The following is a 17,557-nucleotide window of genomic DNA, read 5'->3' on the forward strand; positions in this document are numbered from 1 at the left end:
TCGTTTTTTTGTTACATTAGACACATTGTCTAATTTCAAAAGTGTATTTTTTACGCCGGAGTCAATAGCAGGAATATAAGCGAGGGGGAGAGCCTATGGATTGGGAACTTGTTTTTACTGTCCGTGATGCGCTGAGAAGACCGCTGTTCGCAGAAGCCGAGGTTATCGGCGGAAGAAACGGGCTGAACCGGGCGGTACGCTGGGTTCATGTGCTGGAGAGCGCCAGCTTCGAGAGTCTGATCCATGGCGAGGAGATGATTCTGACCACAGGGATGGGAGCCAGCGCGGATATCGGCGCCTCCTTGGCCTTCATGCAGAATCTGATTCACAAAAACGCAGCCTGCCTGTGTATCGAGCTGGGCGTTTACTTCAGCACCATTCCGCAGGAGATGATCGACCTTGCAGCCCGGCATGATTTTCCGCTGATTGTATTCACCCGTACTGTACGCTTCGTAGACATCACACTTGATCTGCATTCCCTCATCATTAACCGTCACCACAGGATGCTTCAGGAGCTCGAAAGCATCTCCCGTGAATTCCACCGGCTTACCCTGACCTCCCAAGGCACCCTGAAGGTGCTGCAGCTGTTATGTAAAAGCACCCGCACCCAGATCGTCTATATGCAGCTGCAGGGCAAACCGCTGTTCTTCCCCGCACTTCCGCCGGATGAGCAGCTCCCGCTGCTAGGGTTCTTTGAATCCCTGGGAGATGAGCTTGAGGGCGTACAGCCCGACGCTGCACCGTATACCCGTGAGTTCGGAAACCGGATAATTGCCTTGAAGCCCGTAGGCGCGCTTGATCAGACCTGGGCATATATCATGATGGTGTGCAATCACAAGCCCCAGGAATTCGACTGCCTTCTGCTTGATTCCGCCTCCCTCTCGATCGCCCAGGAGCTACTGCGCACCCGTTATATGGAGGAGCGCAAGCTATTCTCCGAGAACCTCTGGGTCGATGAGCTGATCAGCGGACGCATAGAAGATGACAACCGGCTCAAAAGCCTGGTCGGTCCCGACTTCAATACCGTGAACGAGCTGAGCTACCGGGTCTGTCTGATTGAAATCGAGAATCCGCGCGACGTGAAATGGAACAGCTCGGAGAATGAATGGGAATCCATCACCTTCCACCTTTCGCTTATCATCAGATCCCTTTTCGAGAAATACTCTCTGCGGCCGCTAATCACGCTCAAGAACAACCGTCTTACTGTAATAGCGCTCGACATCCAGTCCAAGCTCCCCGGCAAGCTGCGGCTGCAGCAGGCACTGGATGCACTGCAGCATATCCGGGCCGATGAGAAGCTGAAGGACCTGCAGCTCGTCACCGGAGTCAGCAAGTCCCACAAAGGCCTGAAGCAGGCATACGCCGGTTATCAGGAGGCTGTACAATCCCTGTCTCTTTATTCTTGTTATCAGAAGCCGGTGCTGTTCTATGAAGAATTAGGCGTATTCCAGCTGCTGCTTAACCTGAATGACGGCAAGACACTGGAGAACTTCATCCGCAGCTATCTCGGGCCGCTAATCGACCATGACCAGACCAAGGGCAGCGAGCTTCTGCTGACACTGCGTGTATTCCTCGACCACGACGGGTCCAAGCAGATTGCCGCCCGTAATCTGTTCATTGTCAGACAATCGTTATACTACCGGCTGGACAAAATCACCGAGCTGCTGGGCGAGGACTTTATGCTCCCCGAGAACCGCATCTCCATACAGGTTGCCCTGCGCGCCTACCAGCTGCTGTATCCGGAGAAGCTTACGCTCCCCAGCCCCCGTTCAGCACAGCTGTGACTGTATCAATAATGAATTGTATATCCTCATCCGTGGAGGAGAGCGGGGGCGCAAGGGTAAGCACATTGTTGAAGCCGGCTACGGTATCCCCGTTTTTACCTATAATAAGGCCCTTGGCTTTGCATTCGGCAATAATACCTTTGACAATATCCAGATCGGCAGGCTGTTTGCTTACCTTGTCAGCCACCAGCTCAATGCCGGCAATCAGCCCGAAGCTGCGGATATCACCGACCAGCTTGTGCCCGAGCAGCCCCGACAATCCGCTGTGCAGCCTCTGTCCCAGAACAGCAGCCCGCTCCACCAGCTGCTCCTGCTCCAGAACCTCCAGATTACGGAGGGCCAGCGCACAGGCTGCCGGATTGCCGCCAAAAGTATTCACATGGCGGAAATGGCCGTAGCCGTCACTATTATCCTTAAAGGCCTCATAGATATCCTTACGCACTGCGGTTGCCGACAATGGCAGGTAGGCGCTGGTCAGCCCTTTGGCCATAGTGACGATATCCGGCTTAATTCCGAAATTCTGATGGCCGAATTTACGCCCGGAACGCCCGAAGCCGCAGATGACCTCATCCATAATCAGCAGCACGCCGTGCTTCCGGCAGATTTCCTGCACCCGGTCCAGATAAACCTGCTCAGGCACAATAACACCGCCGCCGGTAATGACCGGCTCCATAATAACAGCCGCAACCGTCTCTGCCCCTTCCCAGATAATCGTGTCCTCAACCGCTTGTGCACACTGCAGATTGAACGCCTCCACAGTCATGCCTTCCGGGCGGCGGTAGCTGTCCGGCGGAGCTACATGCAGGAAGCCGGCGGCGAGCGGCTCATATTTGTATTTGCGCTGCGCCTGCCCTGTCGCTGACAATGCACCGAGCGAGCTGCCGTGATAGCCCCGGTAACGGGCAATGAATTTGCTCCGGTAATGCTGTCCGGTCTGCTGATGGTATTGGCGGACGATTTTGAAAGCTGCTTCATTCGCCTCCGATCCGCTGTTGGAGAAGAAGATCACATACTCGCCTTCCAGCCATTCATTCAGCTTCTCGGCAAGCGCTATAGCCGGCATATGGCTCTGGGTAAGCGGAAAGTACGGCAGGCTAAGCAGCTGATTGTAGGCAGCCTCAGCCAATTCCTTCCTGCCATAACCAACATTTACACACCATAGCCCGGACATGCCGTCCAGATATTTATTCCCGTCTATATCGGTAACCCACGAACCGCTGGCCGAAGCCGCAATCATCGGGGGACTCTGTTCACTGTAAGGTGTAATGTTATGCCATAAATAACGCTGATCCTTCTTGATGATTGCTTCACTCTCTTTACCCAGGCTCTGCATGACAGGCACTCCTCTCCAAATCCCTTTTTTATTGAAAGCTAATAACGGGCAGTAATCATTTTTTTGCGGGTATAGAACTCCACGCCGTCACGGCCGTTGGCATGCAGGTCGCCGTAGAAAGACTTCTTATAGCCGGAAAAAGGGAAAAAGGCCATCGGTGCCGGCACTCCGAGGTTCACACCCAGCATCCCCGCATCAATCTCTTCCCGGAACTCACGGACCGCCCTGGCGCTGTCCGTATAGAGACAGGCACCGTTGGCGAATGGCGAGCGGTTCGTAATCTCTATCGCTTCCGCGAGATCCTTAACGCGCACAATAGACAGCAGCGGAGCAAAAATCTCCTCCCTCCAGATCGTCATCCCCGGCTGTACACGGTCAAAGATAGTCGGACCCAGGAAATAGCCTGCACCTGCTGCCGCGCTATCCTTCCTCCCGTCGCGCACCAGCTCAGCCTGCTCGCTGATTCCGGTTTCGATATAGCGGATCGTCCGCTCCTTATTCGCCTCCCGGATGACTGGACCAAGGAACACGCCTTCTTCCCTGCCGTCCCCGATTTTCAGGCTGTCAGCAGCCTGAAGCAGGCGGCTGACCAGTTCATCTGCGACAGCTTCATGCACAACTACAACAGAGCAAGCCATACAGCGTTCACCCGCCGAGCCAAAAGCAGCCGCGGTAATATTCTTTACGGCATTGTCCAGGTCAGCATCCGGAAGCACAATGGAATGATTCTTGGCACCGGCAAGCGCCTGCACACGTTTACCGTGAGCCGTTCCCTGCTTATACACATATTCCGCCACCGGCTGTGAGCCGACAAAGGAAACTGCCTTTACGTCCTCATGCGCAAGCAGGCCGTTCACCACCTCATGCGCCCCGTGAACCACATTTAGCACCCCCGGCGGAAACCCTGCTTCAGCGAACAGCTCCGCCAGCCGGTTGACCAGCAGCGGCGTCCGTTCCGACGGCTTCAGAACAAAGCTGTTGCCGCAGGCAATTGCCAGCGGGAACATCCAGCAGGGCACCATCATCGGGAAGTTGAACGGGGCAATACCGCCAACTACCCCTAAGGGATAGCGGTACATACCGGATTCGATTCCGGCTGCGATATCCGGCAGCTGGCTGCCCATCATAAGCGTAGGAATACCTGAAGCAAATTCCACGCATTCAATACCGCGCTGCACCTCACCAAGCGCCTCATCCCTGCTTTTCCCGTTCTCCAGCGTGATCAGGTCCGCCAGCTCATCCCGGTGCTGCACCAGCAGCTGCTGATACTGGAAGAAATAGCGGGCCCGCCGGGGAACGGCTATCCTCTTCCATGCTTTATAGGCCTCTGCTGCCGCCTGCACTGCAGCATCTACCTCTTCCTTACTTGAAATCGGAACATACGCGATGATCTCACCGGTAGCAGGATTAAATACCTCCTCCTCCTTGCCGGAGGCTGATTCCACCCATACCCCGTTCACATAATTCCTGACCTTTTCCGCCTGCCCTACTTCCAGAGACATCGCTGCTCACCTCTCTTTTGATTTAAGCGCTGATGATAGCAGATGACCGCCGTACCGGCGGTCATCTATTAGCTGTATATGATTGGAAGCCTTACTGCGCTGCCATTTCAACAATTTCATTCGTGAAGGCTGTATTTACATCGGCAGCCTCTTTGATCACTCCGAACTTGAGGGCAATATCCGCCGTCTGCTGGAAAGCTGCAGCATCGGTGTAGCCCAGCTTGGCAATATCAAAGCCTTCGGGCTGAATCAGCTTGGCGACCTCCGTCATCATCGTCAGCTGATGCTCACGGGTTGTACTGCCTTCCTCAGCCAGCTTCATAACACTGTCCACAGCTGCCTCCGGATCAGCAATTGCATCCTTCCAGCCCTTGAGGGAAGCACGGACGAACTTGGCTGCCGTCTCCTTGTTATCCTCCAGCCATTCCTTATTGGCAAAGAGGTTGTCTTCAAGCATAGCCACCCCCTCATCGTTCATGTCGATGACATTCAGCTCCTCAGCCTTAATTCCCGATTCCAGCACTACCTGGTATTCGTTATAGGTCATGGCCGAAGCCGCATCAATCTCACCGCCGAGGAACTGGTCCATCGTGAAGCCCTGCTTCGTGAAGTTCAGATCCTTGTTGGAATCCAGCTGATATTTATCGAACAGCGCCAGCAGCTCAAACTCATTTCCGCCCATCCAGTTTCCGACCTTTTTACCCTTCAGGTCTGCCGGACTGTTAATCCCCGCATCCTTCTTGGACACCAGCACAAGGCCGCTCTTCTGGAAGATCTGTGCGATCTGCACCAGCGGCATTTCCTGCTCCTGGCTGGTCAGCAGACTCGCAACCCAGTCCACCCCGATGTCCGCCGATCCTCCGGCCACCTGCTGCTCAGGCACAATGTCCGGTCCGCCCGGCAGAATCTCAACCTTCAGCCCCTCCTCGGCATAATACCCCTTATCCTGGGCCAGAAAATACCCGGCAAACTGAGCCTGCGGCACCCATTTCAGCTGAAGCTTGACCGTTACCGGCTCAGCTGCCGGCTCGGCTGTCGCCGCTGCTTCCGGTGATGCAGAGGCCTCTGCCCCCGCTGCAGGCGTATTCGCATTGTTGTTGCCTCCGCAGCCCGCCAGCAGAGAGAGGATCATAATCATTGCCGCCGGCAGCAGCCCGGCGCGAAACTTACCCTTTTTCCCGTTCTTCACACGCAACTCCCCCTACCCATTTGAGTTTGTAGTACCGCACAGCACAGCACAGCATGGTTACCCTCTTGGTGCTTATATGCATACGGTCCGCGGGCGGATTCTCTGTCTCCCTCACGCGGATTCCGGATGTAACGGATTGAAGGAAGCTACGAACGCTGGGAGGAATGCCATTTGATAAACACCTTTTCCAGCCGTTCCACAACCAGATAGAAGATAACACCGGCAACTGCCGCCAGTACAATACAGGACCAACCTAGCGGCATCTTGGCCACCTTGATGGAATTGGAGAGCAGATAACCCAGCCCCCGCGAGGAAAAGAAAAACTCTCCGACAATAGCGCCGATCATACTGGCTGTAGCATTGATCTTGAGTGCCGTGAATACATAAGGGAGACTGTTCTGAATCCGCAGATACCGGAATACTGCCGGCTTGCCGGCCGCATAGGAATGCATCAGATCCAGCGCCAGCGGGTCTACCGCTGACATCCCCTTATAGGCATTAATCGCCATCGCCGCCATTGTGGTTGCGGTAACGATAGCCGCCCGCGAACCGATGCCGTCACCGAACCACAGGTTCATGATCGGCGCCAGCGCCACTATCGGCACTGCATTAAGCGCCGCCACCAGGGTCAGGCTGCCTCCGCCCCAGCGCGGCCAGGCAGTTGCCGCAAGGGCAATCAGAAAGCCGCAGGCCGAGCCGATCAGCATTCCCAGCACAGCTTCGCTCAGGGTATAGCCGGTATAGGATAACAGGAGACTGTAATTCTCACGCATCGCCTCCCAGATCGCTGAAGGAAGCGGGAGCTGGTATTTCTTCAGATCAAACAGCTTGTGAAACATCTCTAGCTCCCAGAGGAGCAGGAAGATCACACCTGCTGCCAGCGGCAAAAGCACACCCGGATTAAGCCACTTGGTCAACCGCCGCCTTCCTTTTCGCTTCTTGGGATCTGAATATATATTTTCTTTCGTTGTTATAAGAGATGATGATGTGCCTTCCCCTCCTGCAGCAGCCATATACGAGGGCTCCTGCACTGAACTGCTGCTCATCAGCGGTCTCCTCCCTTCGGCCGGAATTCAGGCTGCCACGGCGCTGCCAGACGTTCGGCAAGCGTCATGATCCAGTAGCTGGCAATACCAAGCAATGCCCCGACCAGCACGGTTGACCAGAACATATAGGTGTGGGATGGCCCGTAATACAGATTGCGCAGCATAATGACGCCGATCCCGTGCTGCGCGCCCATCAGCTCAACCAGAATCGCTCCGGTCACCGCAAGCGGGGCAGCGATTTTGAGTCCGCTGAACAGTCCGGGCAGAGCAGCCGGAAGCTTCAGCTTCCAGTACACAGCCCATGGCCGGGCAGCGTAGGAATGCATCAGCTCCACCGCCGACAGATCGACACTGCGCAGCCCGCGCAGCATATTTAACGCAACCGGAAAGAAGGTAATATACCCGGAGATAATAACCCGCGACACCTGCTCATCCCGGACAATCCCGTAGATAATCGGGGCCAGGCCCAGGATCGGGATCATCTGGGAAGCAACAGCATACGGAAAGGCCAGCCGTTCAATCATTCTGGACATACTCATCAGCACAGCGAGCAGCACGCCGGCAGCAGCACCGATCAGGAAGCCGATGCCGGCATTTCCGAAGGTTGCTCCACCCTCCTTCAGCAGGGTACCGCTGTATTTCCATAAAGTCGCAGCCACTTCATGCACATAAGGAAGCTTCGACTGGGCCAGCGGCGTCTGCACCACATGAAGCAGCATCCATGAGACTCCCTCCCAGACTGCCAGCAAGCCGCAGATCCATACCAGCAGCGGCAGGTAGCGGCTGCGCAACAAGCTGTTCCCTTTCATGTCTACACCCCTTCAAAGCTGTCGCGGATACGGGCGATTAGCTCAAAAAACTGCGGGCTGTTTCTCATCTCTGCCGTTCGGGGGCGCGGCAGCGGGATATCAACGACAGCGGACAGCCGGCCCGGATGCGGTGAAAGCACGAATACTCTATCTGATAAAAAAATAGATTCCGGAATACTGTGGGTTACAAAGACGATGGTGCTCTGCACTTTGCTCCAGACAGAGAGCAGCTCCTCATTCAGGCGCTCGCGTGTAAATTCATCCAGTGCAGAGAACGGTTCATCCATCAGCAGAATCTCCGGCTCCATAGAGAGGGCACGGGCAATCGCCACACGCTGCTGCATGCCTCCGCTCAGCTGCCACGGATATTTGTCAGCGAAGCCCTGCAGGCCGACAAGTTCAAGCAGCTCATGCGCTTTGTCCTCACGGACCGTTTTTTTGACTCCCATCAGTTCAAGCGGCAGAGTGATATTGTGCTTCACCTTACGCCAGTCATAGAGCACCGGGCTCTGAAACACAATTCCGTATTTCTGCGCCAGCCTGGCTTCCTTTGCGCTTTTTCCCGCTACTATAACATTCCCGGCCGTCGGCGTCAGCAGATCTGCCATCAGCCTGAGCAGTGTTGTTTTTCCGCAGCCCGAAGGACCAAGCAAAGAAACAAATTCACCCTTGGCAATATCAAGGCTTACCTGGTGCAGTGCCAGCACATCTGCCGTCTCTGTCTGATAACGCATTTCAACGTCTTCCAGCTGTATTTCAGGAATCTTCGCCGCTACAAGTGACATTTCCAGCTCCCCCTTCATTCCTGAATCGAATTAGTGATGTTAATTAACATAACATATTTTTGGTGTTTGCGAAGTTATTTTTACTTTCATGTTCGATTAACTAACATCTTACACTCTGCTCTGCGGACACTCACTAGACAGAAAGTAAAATAGCACCTGCAAAATTCCGTCACTTTGTCTAGGCACCAAGCCAGTATTATCAAAGACTATGGTTGGTGCCGATATATATAGGAAGGTTTTTGTCACCGGAGTGCCGAATGTTATCCGGCAAAAACTGTGATACTATTTATTTATATCCTTTCAAAACAGGAGATTATATGCCGATGCTCAATGCTTATTTAAACGGCCCGCGGCTTGCCTTGGCAGATCAGGCAGTTGACAACTGCTCTGTGTGGAGGCGTAACGCATGGGGACTTTAATTTCAAGTTATATTGTTGTTGTATCTATTTCAGGGGTGCTGAATGCGCTCCTTGCGCTATTTGCTTACTATAAGAAGACGGATTTTGCCGGAATCAGGGCTTTTATCTGCAGCTCGTTTTTTTCGGCGGTGTACACGTTCGGCTTCGCACTGGAGCTATCGGGAAACACCATGCAGGAGATCGGCTTCTGGATCAAGGTGGAGTATCTGGGGATGCCCTTTATTGCCCCCTGCAGCCTGATCATGATTATGCATTTTGTCGGACTGGAGCGTCTGGTTAAAAAACCGCTGCTGGCCCTGCTCTATTCCGTCCCCGCTATTTCCGCGCTGCTGGTGTGGACCAATGAGTATCATCATTTGTTCTACAAATCAATGGTATTCCGCGAAAATGCACCCACGCCGCTGATTGACATTGTAATGGGCCCCTGGTATATCGTTCAGGGCAGTATGACCTTCGGCTGTATGCTTGCCGGAATGCTGCTGATCCTCTGGCAATGGAACCGGATGAAGCGGGTCTACAGGCGGCAGATGATCACCATCTTTATCGGGCAGTTTCTTCCTGCCCTGGGGGCCTTCCTCTATCTGATAGACAGAACCCCTTACGGCATGGACCCTGTACCCGTTATTATGAGCGTGACCTCAACCCTGTACTTCTGGGCTATCCTGTCCAGAGGTATGCTGACTGCGGCTCCCATTGCCCGTGAGAATCTGTTTGAGAGCATGCGCGACGGGGTGCTGGTCACTGACCGCTCCGATATGCTGGTTGACTATAACCGTGCTGCCGCCGGGATGCTGGAGGGCCTTGATTCCTCCGCCATCGGGCGTCCATTAGCCCAGCTCTTTCTGCCGGCAGGCAAAGAGGCAGTCGATTACGTCATGAATGCCGATCCGCTCTTGAGCGGAGAACGGGAGCTGGCCTGGAACATAAGCGGAAGCACCTGGTATTATCAGGTCCGCTCTTCTCCGGTACTCAAAAAAGACGGCAGTGTGGCCGGGCGGATGATTATGCTGATTGACGTGACCGAAAGGACCCTGCTTCAGGAAAAGCTGCAGCAGCTCGCCACAGTCGACAGCCTGACCGGAATCTACAACCGAACTCACTTTATGGAACTGAGCCGGGAGCTGCTGGATGAGGCACTGAACAGCCTGACTCCGCTCTCCATCATTTTGCTTGATATCGACTTCTTCAAAAGCATCAATGACCGTTACGGCCACCAGTACGGGGATATGGCGCTCCAGCATGTTGTCGGCGTATGCGCAAAGCATGTCCGCGAGGGGGATGTATTCGGGCGTTACGGGGGCGAAGAATTCGTAATGTGCCTGCCCCATACTCCGCTGGAGCAGGCTGCAGCGATGTCCGAGCAGATCCGCAGCGATGTGGAACGCAGCCCGATGTATACCGTATCCGGGCCGGTTAACGTAACAGCCAGCTTCGGTGTAGTAGAAGCCTTCCGGCTGAATGTATCCCTGGAGGAGCTGCTCTCCGAGGCCGATCATGCCCTGTATACCTCCAAGCGCAACGGGCGCAACGCTGTTCACATGTCCAGCGGGACTGCCATTACCCACTTTACCCCTTAACCATATCGTCCTGCTTCATGACGCGAAGAGCCCCGTTCCAGCTGGAACGGGGCTCTTCGCGTCATCTATACCGCACCTGCAGGCTGAACAATGATCCGGCGGCAAAGTATATCCCTGCATACTTTTGGCGATAACAGCTCCCATAGCGATATACCGGGCGCCGGCAGGCTGCAACCGCTTTATGCTTGCATGCTGTCTTCATTACAGCCGTTAATTAACTCTGCTTGTTTGCAGCGGGAGGGTTTACGTTTAATAAGAAATAGTTAATTCCCTTAACCCTCTCTATATAACCGCCACAAGGAGGTAATGCGATGATTAAGATCGGGCTAACCGGCTTCGGTGACCATGATGAGCTGTACGGCAAAATCAAACCGGCCGAACGGCTGCCGGCCTATTGCGCCCATTTTCCCATCGTGGAAATTGACAGCTCCTTTTACGCGGTACAGCCGGTCCGGAATTATGTGAAATGGGCCTCACAGACTCCTGATAACTTTCAATTTATCGTTAAGGCTTACCAGGGAATGACCAGACATCTGCGCGGCAAAAAAAATTATTATGATACCACCGGTGAAATGTATGACGCGTTCCATCATTCTATCGCACCTGTGCGGGAGGCTGGCAAGCTGGCTATGGCACTGTTCCAGTTCCCGCCCTGGTTTGACTGCACCAAGGCAAATGTGGATTTTTTGCGCGAGGCCAAAGAACGGATGCTGGATGTTCCGTCAGCGGTTGAGTTCCGTAATGAATCCTGGTACAGCCCGGTAATGCGCGATAGAACGCTTAGCTTTCTGGAGCGTGAAGGCTGGATTCATACTGTAGCCGACGAGCCTCAGGCAGGCTCAGGCTCTATCCCGGTCGTACCTGTGGCTACAAGTCCGGATATCACGTATGTCCGGCTGCACGGCCGTAACGTACAGGGCTGGAACCAGAGCAGCCATCCCGATTGGCGCAAGCTGCGTTATCTGTACCGCTACAGCACAGAGGAGCTGCAGGAATGGCGCGAACGCCTGCTGGAGCTCGAAAAAAGCTGCCGTGAGCTGTATGTGGTCTTCAACAACAATTCCGCCGGTGACGCTACCCCGAACGCCAAAGAGCTGCAGGCCATGCTGGGCATTGAAGGCGGTCACGCCCCGCTTCAGCTGGACCTGTTTAACTGAATACCCGGTCCTACATATATAGGAGGTTATTAGAGATGAAAAGAAACCATACGATGATGCAGTTTTTTGAATGGCATGTTGAAGCAGACGGACAGCACTGGAAGCGGCTTGCTGAAATGGCGCCTGAGATCAAGTCGGCCTATATTGACTCCGTCTGGGTACCGCCTGTAACCAAGGCCGTCTCCGGCGAGGATACCGGATATGGGGTATACGATCTCTATGATCTGGGCGAATTTGACCAGAAGGGGACCGTACGCACCAAATACGGCACGAAGCAGGAGCTGGTGGAGGCCATTGCGGAGTGCCTTAAGAACGGTATCGCGGTCTACGTCGATCTTGTTATGAACCACAAGGCCGGTGCAGATGAAACGGAAGTATTTGAGGTCATTGAGGTAGATCCGAATGACCGCAACAAGGATATCTCCGAGCCTTTTGAAATCGAAGGCTGGACAAAATTCACTTTTCCGGGACGCGGTGAGAAATATTCAGCCTTCAAATGGGATCATACCCATTTCAACGGCACAGACTTTGATGCCAGGGAAGGCCGGACCGGCGTATTCCGGATCAACGGGGACAATAAAGCCTGGAATCAGAATGTTGATGATGAATTCGGTAACTATGATTATCTGATGTTCGCAAACATTGACTATAGCCATGAGGATGTAAAACAGGAGATGCTGGACTGGGGTAAATGGCTGGTCGATACCCTGCAATGCAGCGGCTACCGGCTGGATGCCATCAAGCATATCAATCATGAATTTATTAAGGAATTCGCCCAGGAAATGACCAAAAAGCGCGGCGAAGACTTTTATATTGTCGGCGAGTTCTGGAATTCGAATCTCGATGCCTGCCGCGAGTTCCTCAATACAGTTGACTATCAGATCGACCTGTTTGATGTGTCCCTGCATTATAAGCTGTATTCCGCCGCGCTTGCGGGTCGTGACTTTGATCTGACGAAGATTTTTGAGGATACGCTGGTGCAGACTCATCCGGCCAATGCCGTAACATTCGTAGATAATCATGATTCACAGCCCCACGAGGCGCTGGAATCCTGGGTCGGCGACTGGTTCAAGCAAAGCGCGTATGCTCTCATCCTGCTCCGCCGTGACGGTTATCCGGCCGTATTCTACGGGGATTATTACGGAATAGGAGGCCCTGTTCCTGTTGAAGGAAAGAAGGAGGCTATCGATCCCCTTTTGTATACCCGTTACCATAAGGCTTACGGGGATCAGGATGATTATTTCGATCATCCCAACACGATCGGCTGGGTACGCAGGGGCGTTGAGGAGCTGCCGGGATCAGGATGTGCAGTAGTGATCTCTAACGGCGATAACGGGGAAAAGCGGATGTTTCTCGGCGAAGAACGGGCCGGAGAGGTGTGGGAGGATTTCACCCGCAACCGCGAGGAGACTGTAACAATTGGTGAAGACGGCTGGGCTGTATTTCCGGTAAACGGCGGCAGCGTATCTGTCTGGGCGCTGCCGGATCAGGAGGATACGGGACAGGAAGACGGGGACGCACAGAACAGCCATTGAAAGAATGTATACTGAAAAGGCAGCCGTCCGGGGGACGGCTGCCTTATTTTTTTGCAGGAAAGAACAAAGCGCTCTGTTGCTGGCCGGCTCAGCGGCTGACCGGCGGATGATCGCTTTCAGCCCAGGCGCCGCTATCACTGTTCAGAATACGTTCAACGGGGTAAACCTGCCGTACGGCAGTCACAACACCCGCGCAGAGAACTGCTTTGACGAGATCGCCGGGAATAAACGGCCACATGCCTGCGGTCAATGCTTTGGACAGGGAATCCATTCCCGTGGAATGGGCCAGCCACCAGACACCTCCGGGATAGACCAGCAGTGCGCCGAACAGGGTATTAGCGATTAGCAGCTTAGGAAACGTATATTTATTCTGCTGCATGCGCTGGGAGCATAGACCAATAAGAAAGGCTGCAACCGGCCAGGAGAAAATATAGCCTGCCGTCGGTCCCACCAGCACTGCTATGCCGCCGCTGCCGCCCATGACGGGGAACCCGGCAGCAGCCAGGCCGATTACGATAAGTACAGCCAGTGTCCCGTAGCGCGCTCCGAGCACTGCTCCGGCCAGCATTACCGCGAGTGTCTGCAGGGTAATCGGCACGGCCGAGAAAGGCAGATAGATCTTGATGAAGCTGAGCGCAATCATGACTCCGGCGAATAACGCGCTGAAGATCAGACCGCGGGTCGTCCATTTATTCACTTGTAACAGCACCCCCATTTTTTAAGAAAAACTATAACATTCGGGTCCTAATACATCAATCTTTATATTTTTGTTATAATCAAGAGCAATTACGGGCTAATGGTTGCCCGGGAAGCAGGTTGAACGATGATTAAAGCGCATAATATCACCTTTTCATACCGGGACGGCCTGCGCAGGCTGCCGGTATTACAGGGTATTTCCATACATATCAGGCGCGGCGAATGGGTTGCCCTCACCGGGGCGAACGGCTGCGGCAAATCCTCGCTTGTGCGGCTGCTGAACGGCCTGAACCGCCCGTCGGCAGGCAGCCTGCATGTGGCCGGACTCGATCTCCGTTCTCAGGAGAACCGCACCGCAGTCAAGCAGCATGTTCAGCTGGTATTCCAGAATCCCGAAGCTCAAACGATCGGCTCCACACCTTACGAGGATGTCGCCTTCGGCTTGGAAAACCGGGGGCTGTGCAGGGATGAGATGGATGTACAGATCCGCCGGGTACTGCAGCAGACAGGGCTGGCCCATAAGGCAGACGAAGATACCGCTACACTCTCAGGCGGAGAACGGCAGCGGCTTGCCGTCGCCTGCTGCCTTGCCCTGCAGGCGGAGATGATTATCTTTGATGAAGCGACGTCGATGCTGGACCCTGCCGGCCGAAGCCATATTTTGGCGCTGGCCCGGGAGCTGTGGCAGCAGGGAACAACGATTCTGTGGGTTACCCAGCGGCCGGAGGAGCTTGCAGAAAGCCCGAGGGTTGCCGTAATGGAGCAGGGCTCCGTTCGTTTTGACGGGGACCCCCGTACCCTGTTCTACAGCTCAGGGCTTCCGGAGCAGCTGGGCTGGGAGCCTCCGCCGGTGATCCGGATCGGACAGCTGCTGCTGTCACGGGGCTGGCCCCTCAGCGGGCTTCCGCTGTCCGAGCAGGACCTGGAGGCAGTGCTATGAGCGTGAGGGCAGAAAATGTATCGTTCCTGTACGATGCTGCATCAGCTCTTCAGAATGTTGACCTGGAGATTCCCGGCGGCACGCTGACCGTCCTGTGCGGTGTTACCGGCAGCGGCAAGTCGACGCTGCTGCGGCTGCTGGCCGGACTGGCCGAGCCTGCTGCGGGCAGGATTATTTATGCCGGAGATTCAGGCTCAGCCGCCAGAGCCGCTATAGTATTCCAGCAGCCGGAAACCCAGCTGTTCGCCGGCAGCGTGTATAAAGAAATAGAATACGGCCTGGAGCAGCATGGCGTGCCGAAGGCACAGCAGGCCGAACGGGTCCGCAGCGCCTTATCTACAGTCGGCCTGCCCTACGAGACTTTCGCCGGGCGGTCACCCTTTCTGCTCAGCGGCGGGGAGAAACGGCGCCTCTGCATCGCTGCCGCCCTGGCTGTCCGGCCGCAGCTGCTGATTCTCGACGAGCCGACAGCCGGACTTGATCCGCAGGCAGCGCAGTCGCTGCTGCAGCTGGTACAGCAATTGAGGGCCGAAGGCATCACCCTGATTATCGGCACCCATGATCTGGACAGCCTGCTGCCGCTGGCCGATAAAGCCGTCGTGATGCGCAGCGGGTCCGTCTATTATGACGGACCGCCGGCTCCGCTTGCAGCAGATCACATGCTGCTCCGCTCTGCCGGGCTGGAACCCCCCGCCTATTCGCGAATCGGTAACAGGCTTCGCCTGCAGGGGCTGCTGTCCGGGCAGCCGGACAGCCTTGATGCGCTGCTGGCAGAGCTGGCGCTGCTGCCTTTGGCCGCTCCTTCGGGAGACGGCCTTCCCCGGGCTCCGCGCAAGGCTTCTTGCAGCGCTTCCCAAGCGGAGTCTGGCCAATTGCAGATGCTTCCGGATACAGCCCATGAGGGGACTCCTACTTCTAACCCGGCCATACCCCGCCGGGGAGTGTACTGGAAGAAGCTGGACCCCCGTGTTAAATGGCTAGGAATGCTGCTCGGTTCCCTCGTTGTCCTGGGCATGAGCAGCCCGCTGCCGCTGCTTCTGGCATCCGCCCTGACTGCTGTACTGGCCGGTTCGGCGGCGGTTCCCTGGAGCCGGACCGTACGGTTCTTCCGTCCTTTTCTGCTGATGTTCCTCTTCCTATGGCTGCTGTCCGCCTTGGACTGGAGCTCACCGGACCTCACACTTGGACCGTTCGGCTTCAGCTCAGAGGGAATAGTCCGCGGCGGGCTGAACGTGCTGCGCTTTCTGCTGCTGATCGCCCTCGGCTTTCTGTTCACGGAGACAACCACCGGCGCGCCGCTGCGTGAGGCGCTGGAGTGGTCGCTTGCTCCGCTGAAGCGGCTGGGCATCCGCACCCGCGGCTGGTCCCTTGCCGTATCAGTCACACTGCAGTTCGTGCCGTGGATTCTCGGCAAGCTCAGCCAGCTGCAGCTGGCGCTGAAATCACGCGGAAAGCCGCAGCGCGGTCTTACACGCTGGACTCCGCGCCAGATCAGCATGCTGGTTGTACCGCTCTTGATCCTGGTCATCGGTATGGGGGATGAGCTGGCTACCGCTGTTGATTCCCGGGGCTACGACCCGAAAAAAGCCAGAACACCTTCCTATCCGCTGAACTGGCGTTCCGCAGATACTCTGGCGCTGGCTTGTGTTGTTCTTACAGCAGCTGTGCTGTGGTGGATCTCCCAGATCAGCTGAGCTTGTAGCTTAGCATATATTCAGTATGCTGGTCGATGGCACCCAGCTGCGGATCATACACCGTCCATGTTCCCGGAATGCCCAGCTCCCGGCAGGCCAGCTCGAAATTGCAGGCGGCAATGCCCATATCGATCCGCTGCATTTCAAATCCCAGCTTGTTTCCGCTGTAATTGGGCGTATGCTGCAGGTAGAAATGTACCTGCAGCCGGTTCTCAGACAGCACAATCCGCCACGGCTGCTTATTGGAGGCCGAAGGGCCCAGCCGGACCATCTCCAGCGCAGCAGCCAGCCTGCCGGCGGCTTCCGGCACCAGCTGGTTGCCGAAGCCGGAATCGTAGAATAAATCCCGCCACGGCTTTTTCTGGTCGGCTTTGACCACATAACGCATAGTCGCATCCAGCAGCCGCTGCTTCTCGCGCGGGTAGCCGAGCGGCGTAATGCAGGGAATAATCTCCCCCGGACGGGGTGACAGCTCGCGTGCGAACGACTTACGGTTGAACGTCCCGCCGATCCAGCACGTCCCTAGACCAAGCCCGGTAGCATACAGGATCAGCTTATGAAAAATATAACCGAACTCCAGCAGCGCCTTCTGATCATTCCTTACTACTCCTGCCAGATAGGCCTGCGGATTCTGGATGACGCCATAGGCACCCAGCTTGACAGCCTTCCCGTCTTCGCCTCCCCCCTTGGCCCAAATCCATTCAATGCCGGCTGTCCCGCCAAAGGGACCGCGTATATTTTCTTCCTGCCGCAGATATTCCATAATGGATGCATGTACGTCTTCCCCGATTGGAGTTGTCTCATAGGTACGTACCGACTTGCGTTTCTCGATAATATCCATAACTGCCATATCCATAGATTCAGCCCCTCTTCCCTATATCATTCCGATGCGAAAAATGCATTGAAGTTAGATGTGACACCGGGCCCCGCGGCATACCCGGCTAGGCGCTAAGGTTCCTTGTGTAATGCGCACAAATATAATAGATATATTGATTTCTAAATCCTTATATCGTAACTTTTTTCACATCCTAATTTTAACATTTATATAGGGTGATGCATAGCTGAGGACAAAATTGTATTTTACTGTTAGA

General features: G+C 55.1%; 14 protein-coding genes. 6 read left to right on the top strand and 8 right to left on the bottom strand.

All coding sequences use genetic code 11. From position 1 onward, the window contains the following. The first annotated feature begins 95 nt into the window (after positions 1 to 95). On the top strand, positions 96 to 1,784 hold the full coding sequence (locus tag R70331_RS28820) for a PucR family transcriptional regulator (RefSeq protein WP_042181489.1): 1,689 nt from the start codon (positions 96 to 98) through the stop codon (positions 1,782 to 1,784). Here R70331_RS28820 and R70331_RS28825 read toward each other — a convergent pair. The 6 genes from R70331_RS28825 to R70331_RS28850 all read right to left on the bottom strand — a co-directional run bounded on the left by R70331_RS28825 (position 1,750) and on the right by R70331_RS28850 (position 8,448). Then, complete coding sequence (locus R70331_RS28825; RefSeq protein ID WP_042181491.1) at positions 1,750 to 3,117, bottom strand: aspartate aminotransferase family protein; 1,368 nt, start codon at positions 3,115 to 3,117, stop codon at positions 1,750 to 1,752. The genes R70331_RS28820 and R70331_RS28825 overlap by 35 nt on opposite strands. A 38-nt stretch (positions 3,118 to 3,155) precedes the next feature. Next, complete coding sequence (locus R70331_RS28830; RefSeq protein WP_042181493.1) at positions 3,156 to 4,619, bottom strand: CoA-acylating methylmalonate-semialdehyde dehydrogenase; 1,464 nt, start codon at positions 4,617 to 4,619, stop codon at positions 3,156 to 3,158. 91 nt (positions 4,620 to 4,710) lie between these two features. Then, entirely contained in the window at positions 4,711 to 5,808 is a 1,098-nt protein-coding gene (locus tag R70331_RS28835; protein WP_231576372.1) for an ABC transporter substrate-binding protein, read from the bottom strand. Between the two features lie 146 nt (positions 5,809 to 5,954). Beyond that, complete coding sequence (locus R70331_RS28840; protein WP_052419260.1) at positions 5,955 to 6,854, bottom strand: ABC transporter permease; 900 nt, start codon at positions 6,852 to 6,854, stop codon at positions 5,955 to 5,957. Then, entirely contained in the window at positions 6,854 to 7,663 is an 810-nt protein-coding gene (locus R70331_RS28845) for an ABC transporter permease (RefSeq protein WP_042181496.1), read from the bottom strand. Before R70331_RS28845 ends, R70331_RS28840 begins: the two co-directional genes overlap by 1 nt. Positions 7,664 to 7,665: 2 nt before the next feature. Further along, positions 7,666 to 8,448 carry an ABC transporter ATP-binding protein gene (locus R70331_RS28850; RefSeq protein WP_042181498.1) on the bottom strand — a complete coding sequence of 261 codons (783 nt, stop codon included), beginning with the start codon at positions 8,446 to 8,448 and terminating at the stop codon, positions 7,666 to 7,668. A 406-nt stretch (positions 8,449 to 8,854) separates the two neighbouring features. Here R70331_RS28850 and R70331_RS28855 point away from each other — a divergent pair, with 406 nt between their 5' ends. From R70331_RS28855 to R70331_RS28865, 3 genes are all read left to right on the top strand, one after another. Next, on the top strand, positions 8,855 to 10,444 hold the full coding sequence (locus R70331_RS28855; RefSeq protein WP_042181500.1) for a histidine kinase N-terminal 7TM domain-containing diguanylate cyclase: 1,590 nt from the start codon (positions 8,855 to 8,857) through the stop codon (positions 10,442 to 10,444). Positions 10,445 to 10,755: 311 nt separating this feature from the next. Beyond that, positions 10,756 to 11,601, top strand: coding sequence for a DUF72 domain-containing protein (locus R70331_RS28860; RefSeq protein WP_042181502.1), 846 nt, complete (start codon positions 10,756 to 10,758; stop codon positions 11,599 to 11,601). Between the two features lie 35 nt (positions 11,602 to 11,636). Next, the gene (locus R70331_RS28865) at positions 11,637 to 13,136 is read left to right on the top strand and encodes an alpha-amylase (protein WP_042181504.1); all 1,500 of its coding nucleotides are present in this window, start codon (positions 11,637 to 11,639) and stop codon (positions 13,134 to 13,136) included. Between the two features lie 88 nt (positions 13,137 to 13,224). Here the strand turns inward: R70331_RS28865 and R70331_RS28870 are convergent, their stop codons facing one another. Beyond that, the gene (locus tag R70331_RS28870; protein ID WP_052419261.1) at positions 13,225 to 13,833 is read right to left on the bottom strand and encodes a biotin transporter BioY; all 609 of its coding nucleotides are present in this window, start codon (positions 13,831 to 13,833) and stop codon (positions 13,225 to 13,227) included. Positions 13,834 to 13,959: 126 nt separating this feature from the next. On the opposite strand from R70331_RS28870, the gene R70331_RS28875 reads away from it, so the two are divergent. Together R70331_RS28875 and R70331_RS30825 are read left to right on the top strand one after the other, a co-directional pair. Continuing rightward, on the top strand, positions 13,960 to 14,772 hold the full coding sequence (locus R70331_RS28875) for an ATP-binding cassette domain-containing protein (protein ID WP_042181508.1): 813 nt from the start codon (positions 13,960 to 13,962) through the stop codon (positions 14,770 to 14,772). Continuing rightward, the gene (locus tag R70331_RS30825) at positions 14,769 to 16,466 is read left to right on the top strand and encodes an ATP-binding cassette domain-containing protein (protein ID WP_052419262.1); all 1,698 of its coding nucleotides are present in this window, start codon (positions 14,769 to 14,771) and stop codon (positions 16,464 to 16,466) included. Before R70331_RS28875 ends, R70331_RS30825 begins: the two co-directional genes overlap by 4 nt. Here the strand turns inward: R70331_RS30825 and R70331_RS28885 are convergent. Beyond that, complete coding sequence (locus R70331_RS28885; RefSeq protein WP_042181510.1) at positions 16,459 to 17,322, bottom strand: nitroreductase family protein; 864 nt, start codon at positions 17,320 to 17,322, stop codon at positions 16,459 to 16,461. The genes R70331_RS30825 and R70331_RS28885 overlap by 8 nt on opposite strands. Positions 17,323 to 17,557 lie beyond the last annotated feature (235 nt).

This window comes from Paenibacillus sp. FSL R7-0331 (genome assembly GCF_000758645.1).
Taxonomy (GTDB): domain Bacteria; phylum Bacillota; class Bacilli; order Paenibacillales; family Paenibacillaceae; genus Paenibacillus_AQ; species Paenibacillus_AQ camerounensis.

Excerpts from the sequence above, each read along its gene's own strand:
- R70331_RS28820 (WP_042181489.1), top strand. The coding sequence starts at position 96 with ATGGATTGGGAACTTGTTTTTACTGTCCGTGATGCGCTGAGAAGACCG.
- R70331_RS28825 (WP_042181491.1), bottom strand. The coding sequence starts at position 3,117 with ATGCAGAGCCTGGGTAAAGAGAGTGAAGCAATCATCAAGAAGGATCAG.
- R70331_RS28830 (WP_042181493.1), bottom strand. The coding sequence starts at position 4,619 with ATGTCTCTGGAAGTAGGGCAGGCGGAAAAGGTCAGGAATTATGTGAAC.
- R70331_RS28840 (WP_052419260.1), bottom strand. The coding sequence starts at position 6,854 with ATGAGCAGCAGTTCAGTGCAGGAGCCCTCGTATATGGCTGCTGCAGGA.
- R70331_RS28845 (WP_042181496.1), bottom strand. The coding sequence starts at position 7,663 with ATGAAAGGGAACAGCTTGTTGCGCAGCCGCTACCTGCCGCTGCTGGTA.
- R70331_RS28850 (WP_042181498.1), bottom strand. The coding sequence starts at position 8,448 with ATGTCACTTGTAGCGGCGAAGATTCCTGAAATACAGCTGGAAGACGTT.
- R70331_RS28855 (WP_042181500.1), top strand. The coding sequence starts at position 8,855 with ATGGGGACTTTAATTTCAAGTTATATTGTTGTTGTATCTATTTCAGGG.
- R70331_RS28860 (WP_042181502.1), top strand. The coding sequence starts at position 10,756 with ATGATTAAGATCGGGCTAACCGGCTTCGGTGACCATGATGAGCTGTAC.
- R70331_RS28865 (WP_042181504.1), top strand. The coding sequence starts at position 11,637 with ATGAAAAGAAACCATACGATGATGCAGTTTTTTGAATGGCATGTTGAA.
- R70331_RS28875 (WP_042181508.1), top strand. The coding sequence starts at position 13,960 with ATGATTAAAGCGCATAATATCACCTTTTCATACCGGGACGGCCTGCGC.
- R70331_RS30825 (WP_052419262.1), top strand. The coding sequence starts at position 14,769 with ATGAGCGTGAGGGCAGAAAATGTATCGTTCCTGTACGATGCTGCATCA.
- R70331_RS28885 (WP_042181510.1), bottom strand. The coding sequence starts at position 17,322 with ATGGATATGGCAGTTATGGATATTATCGAGAAACGCAAGTCGGTACGT.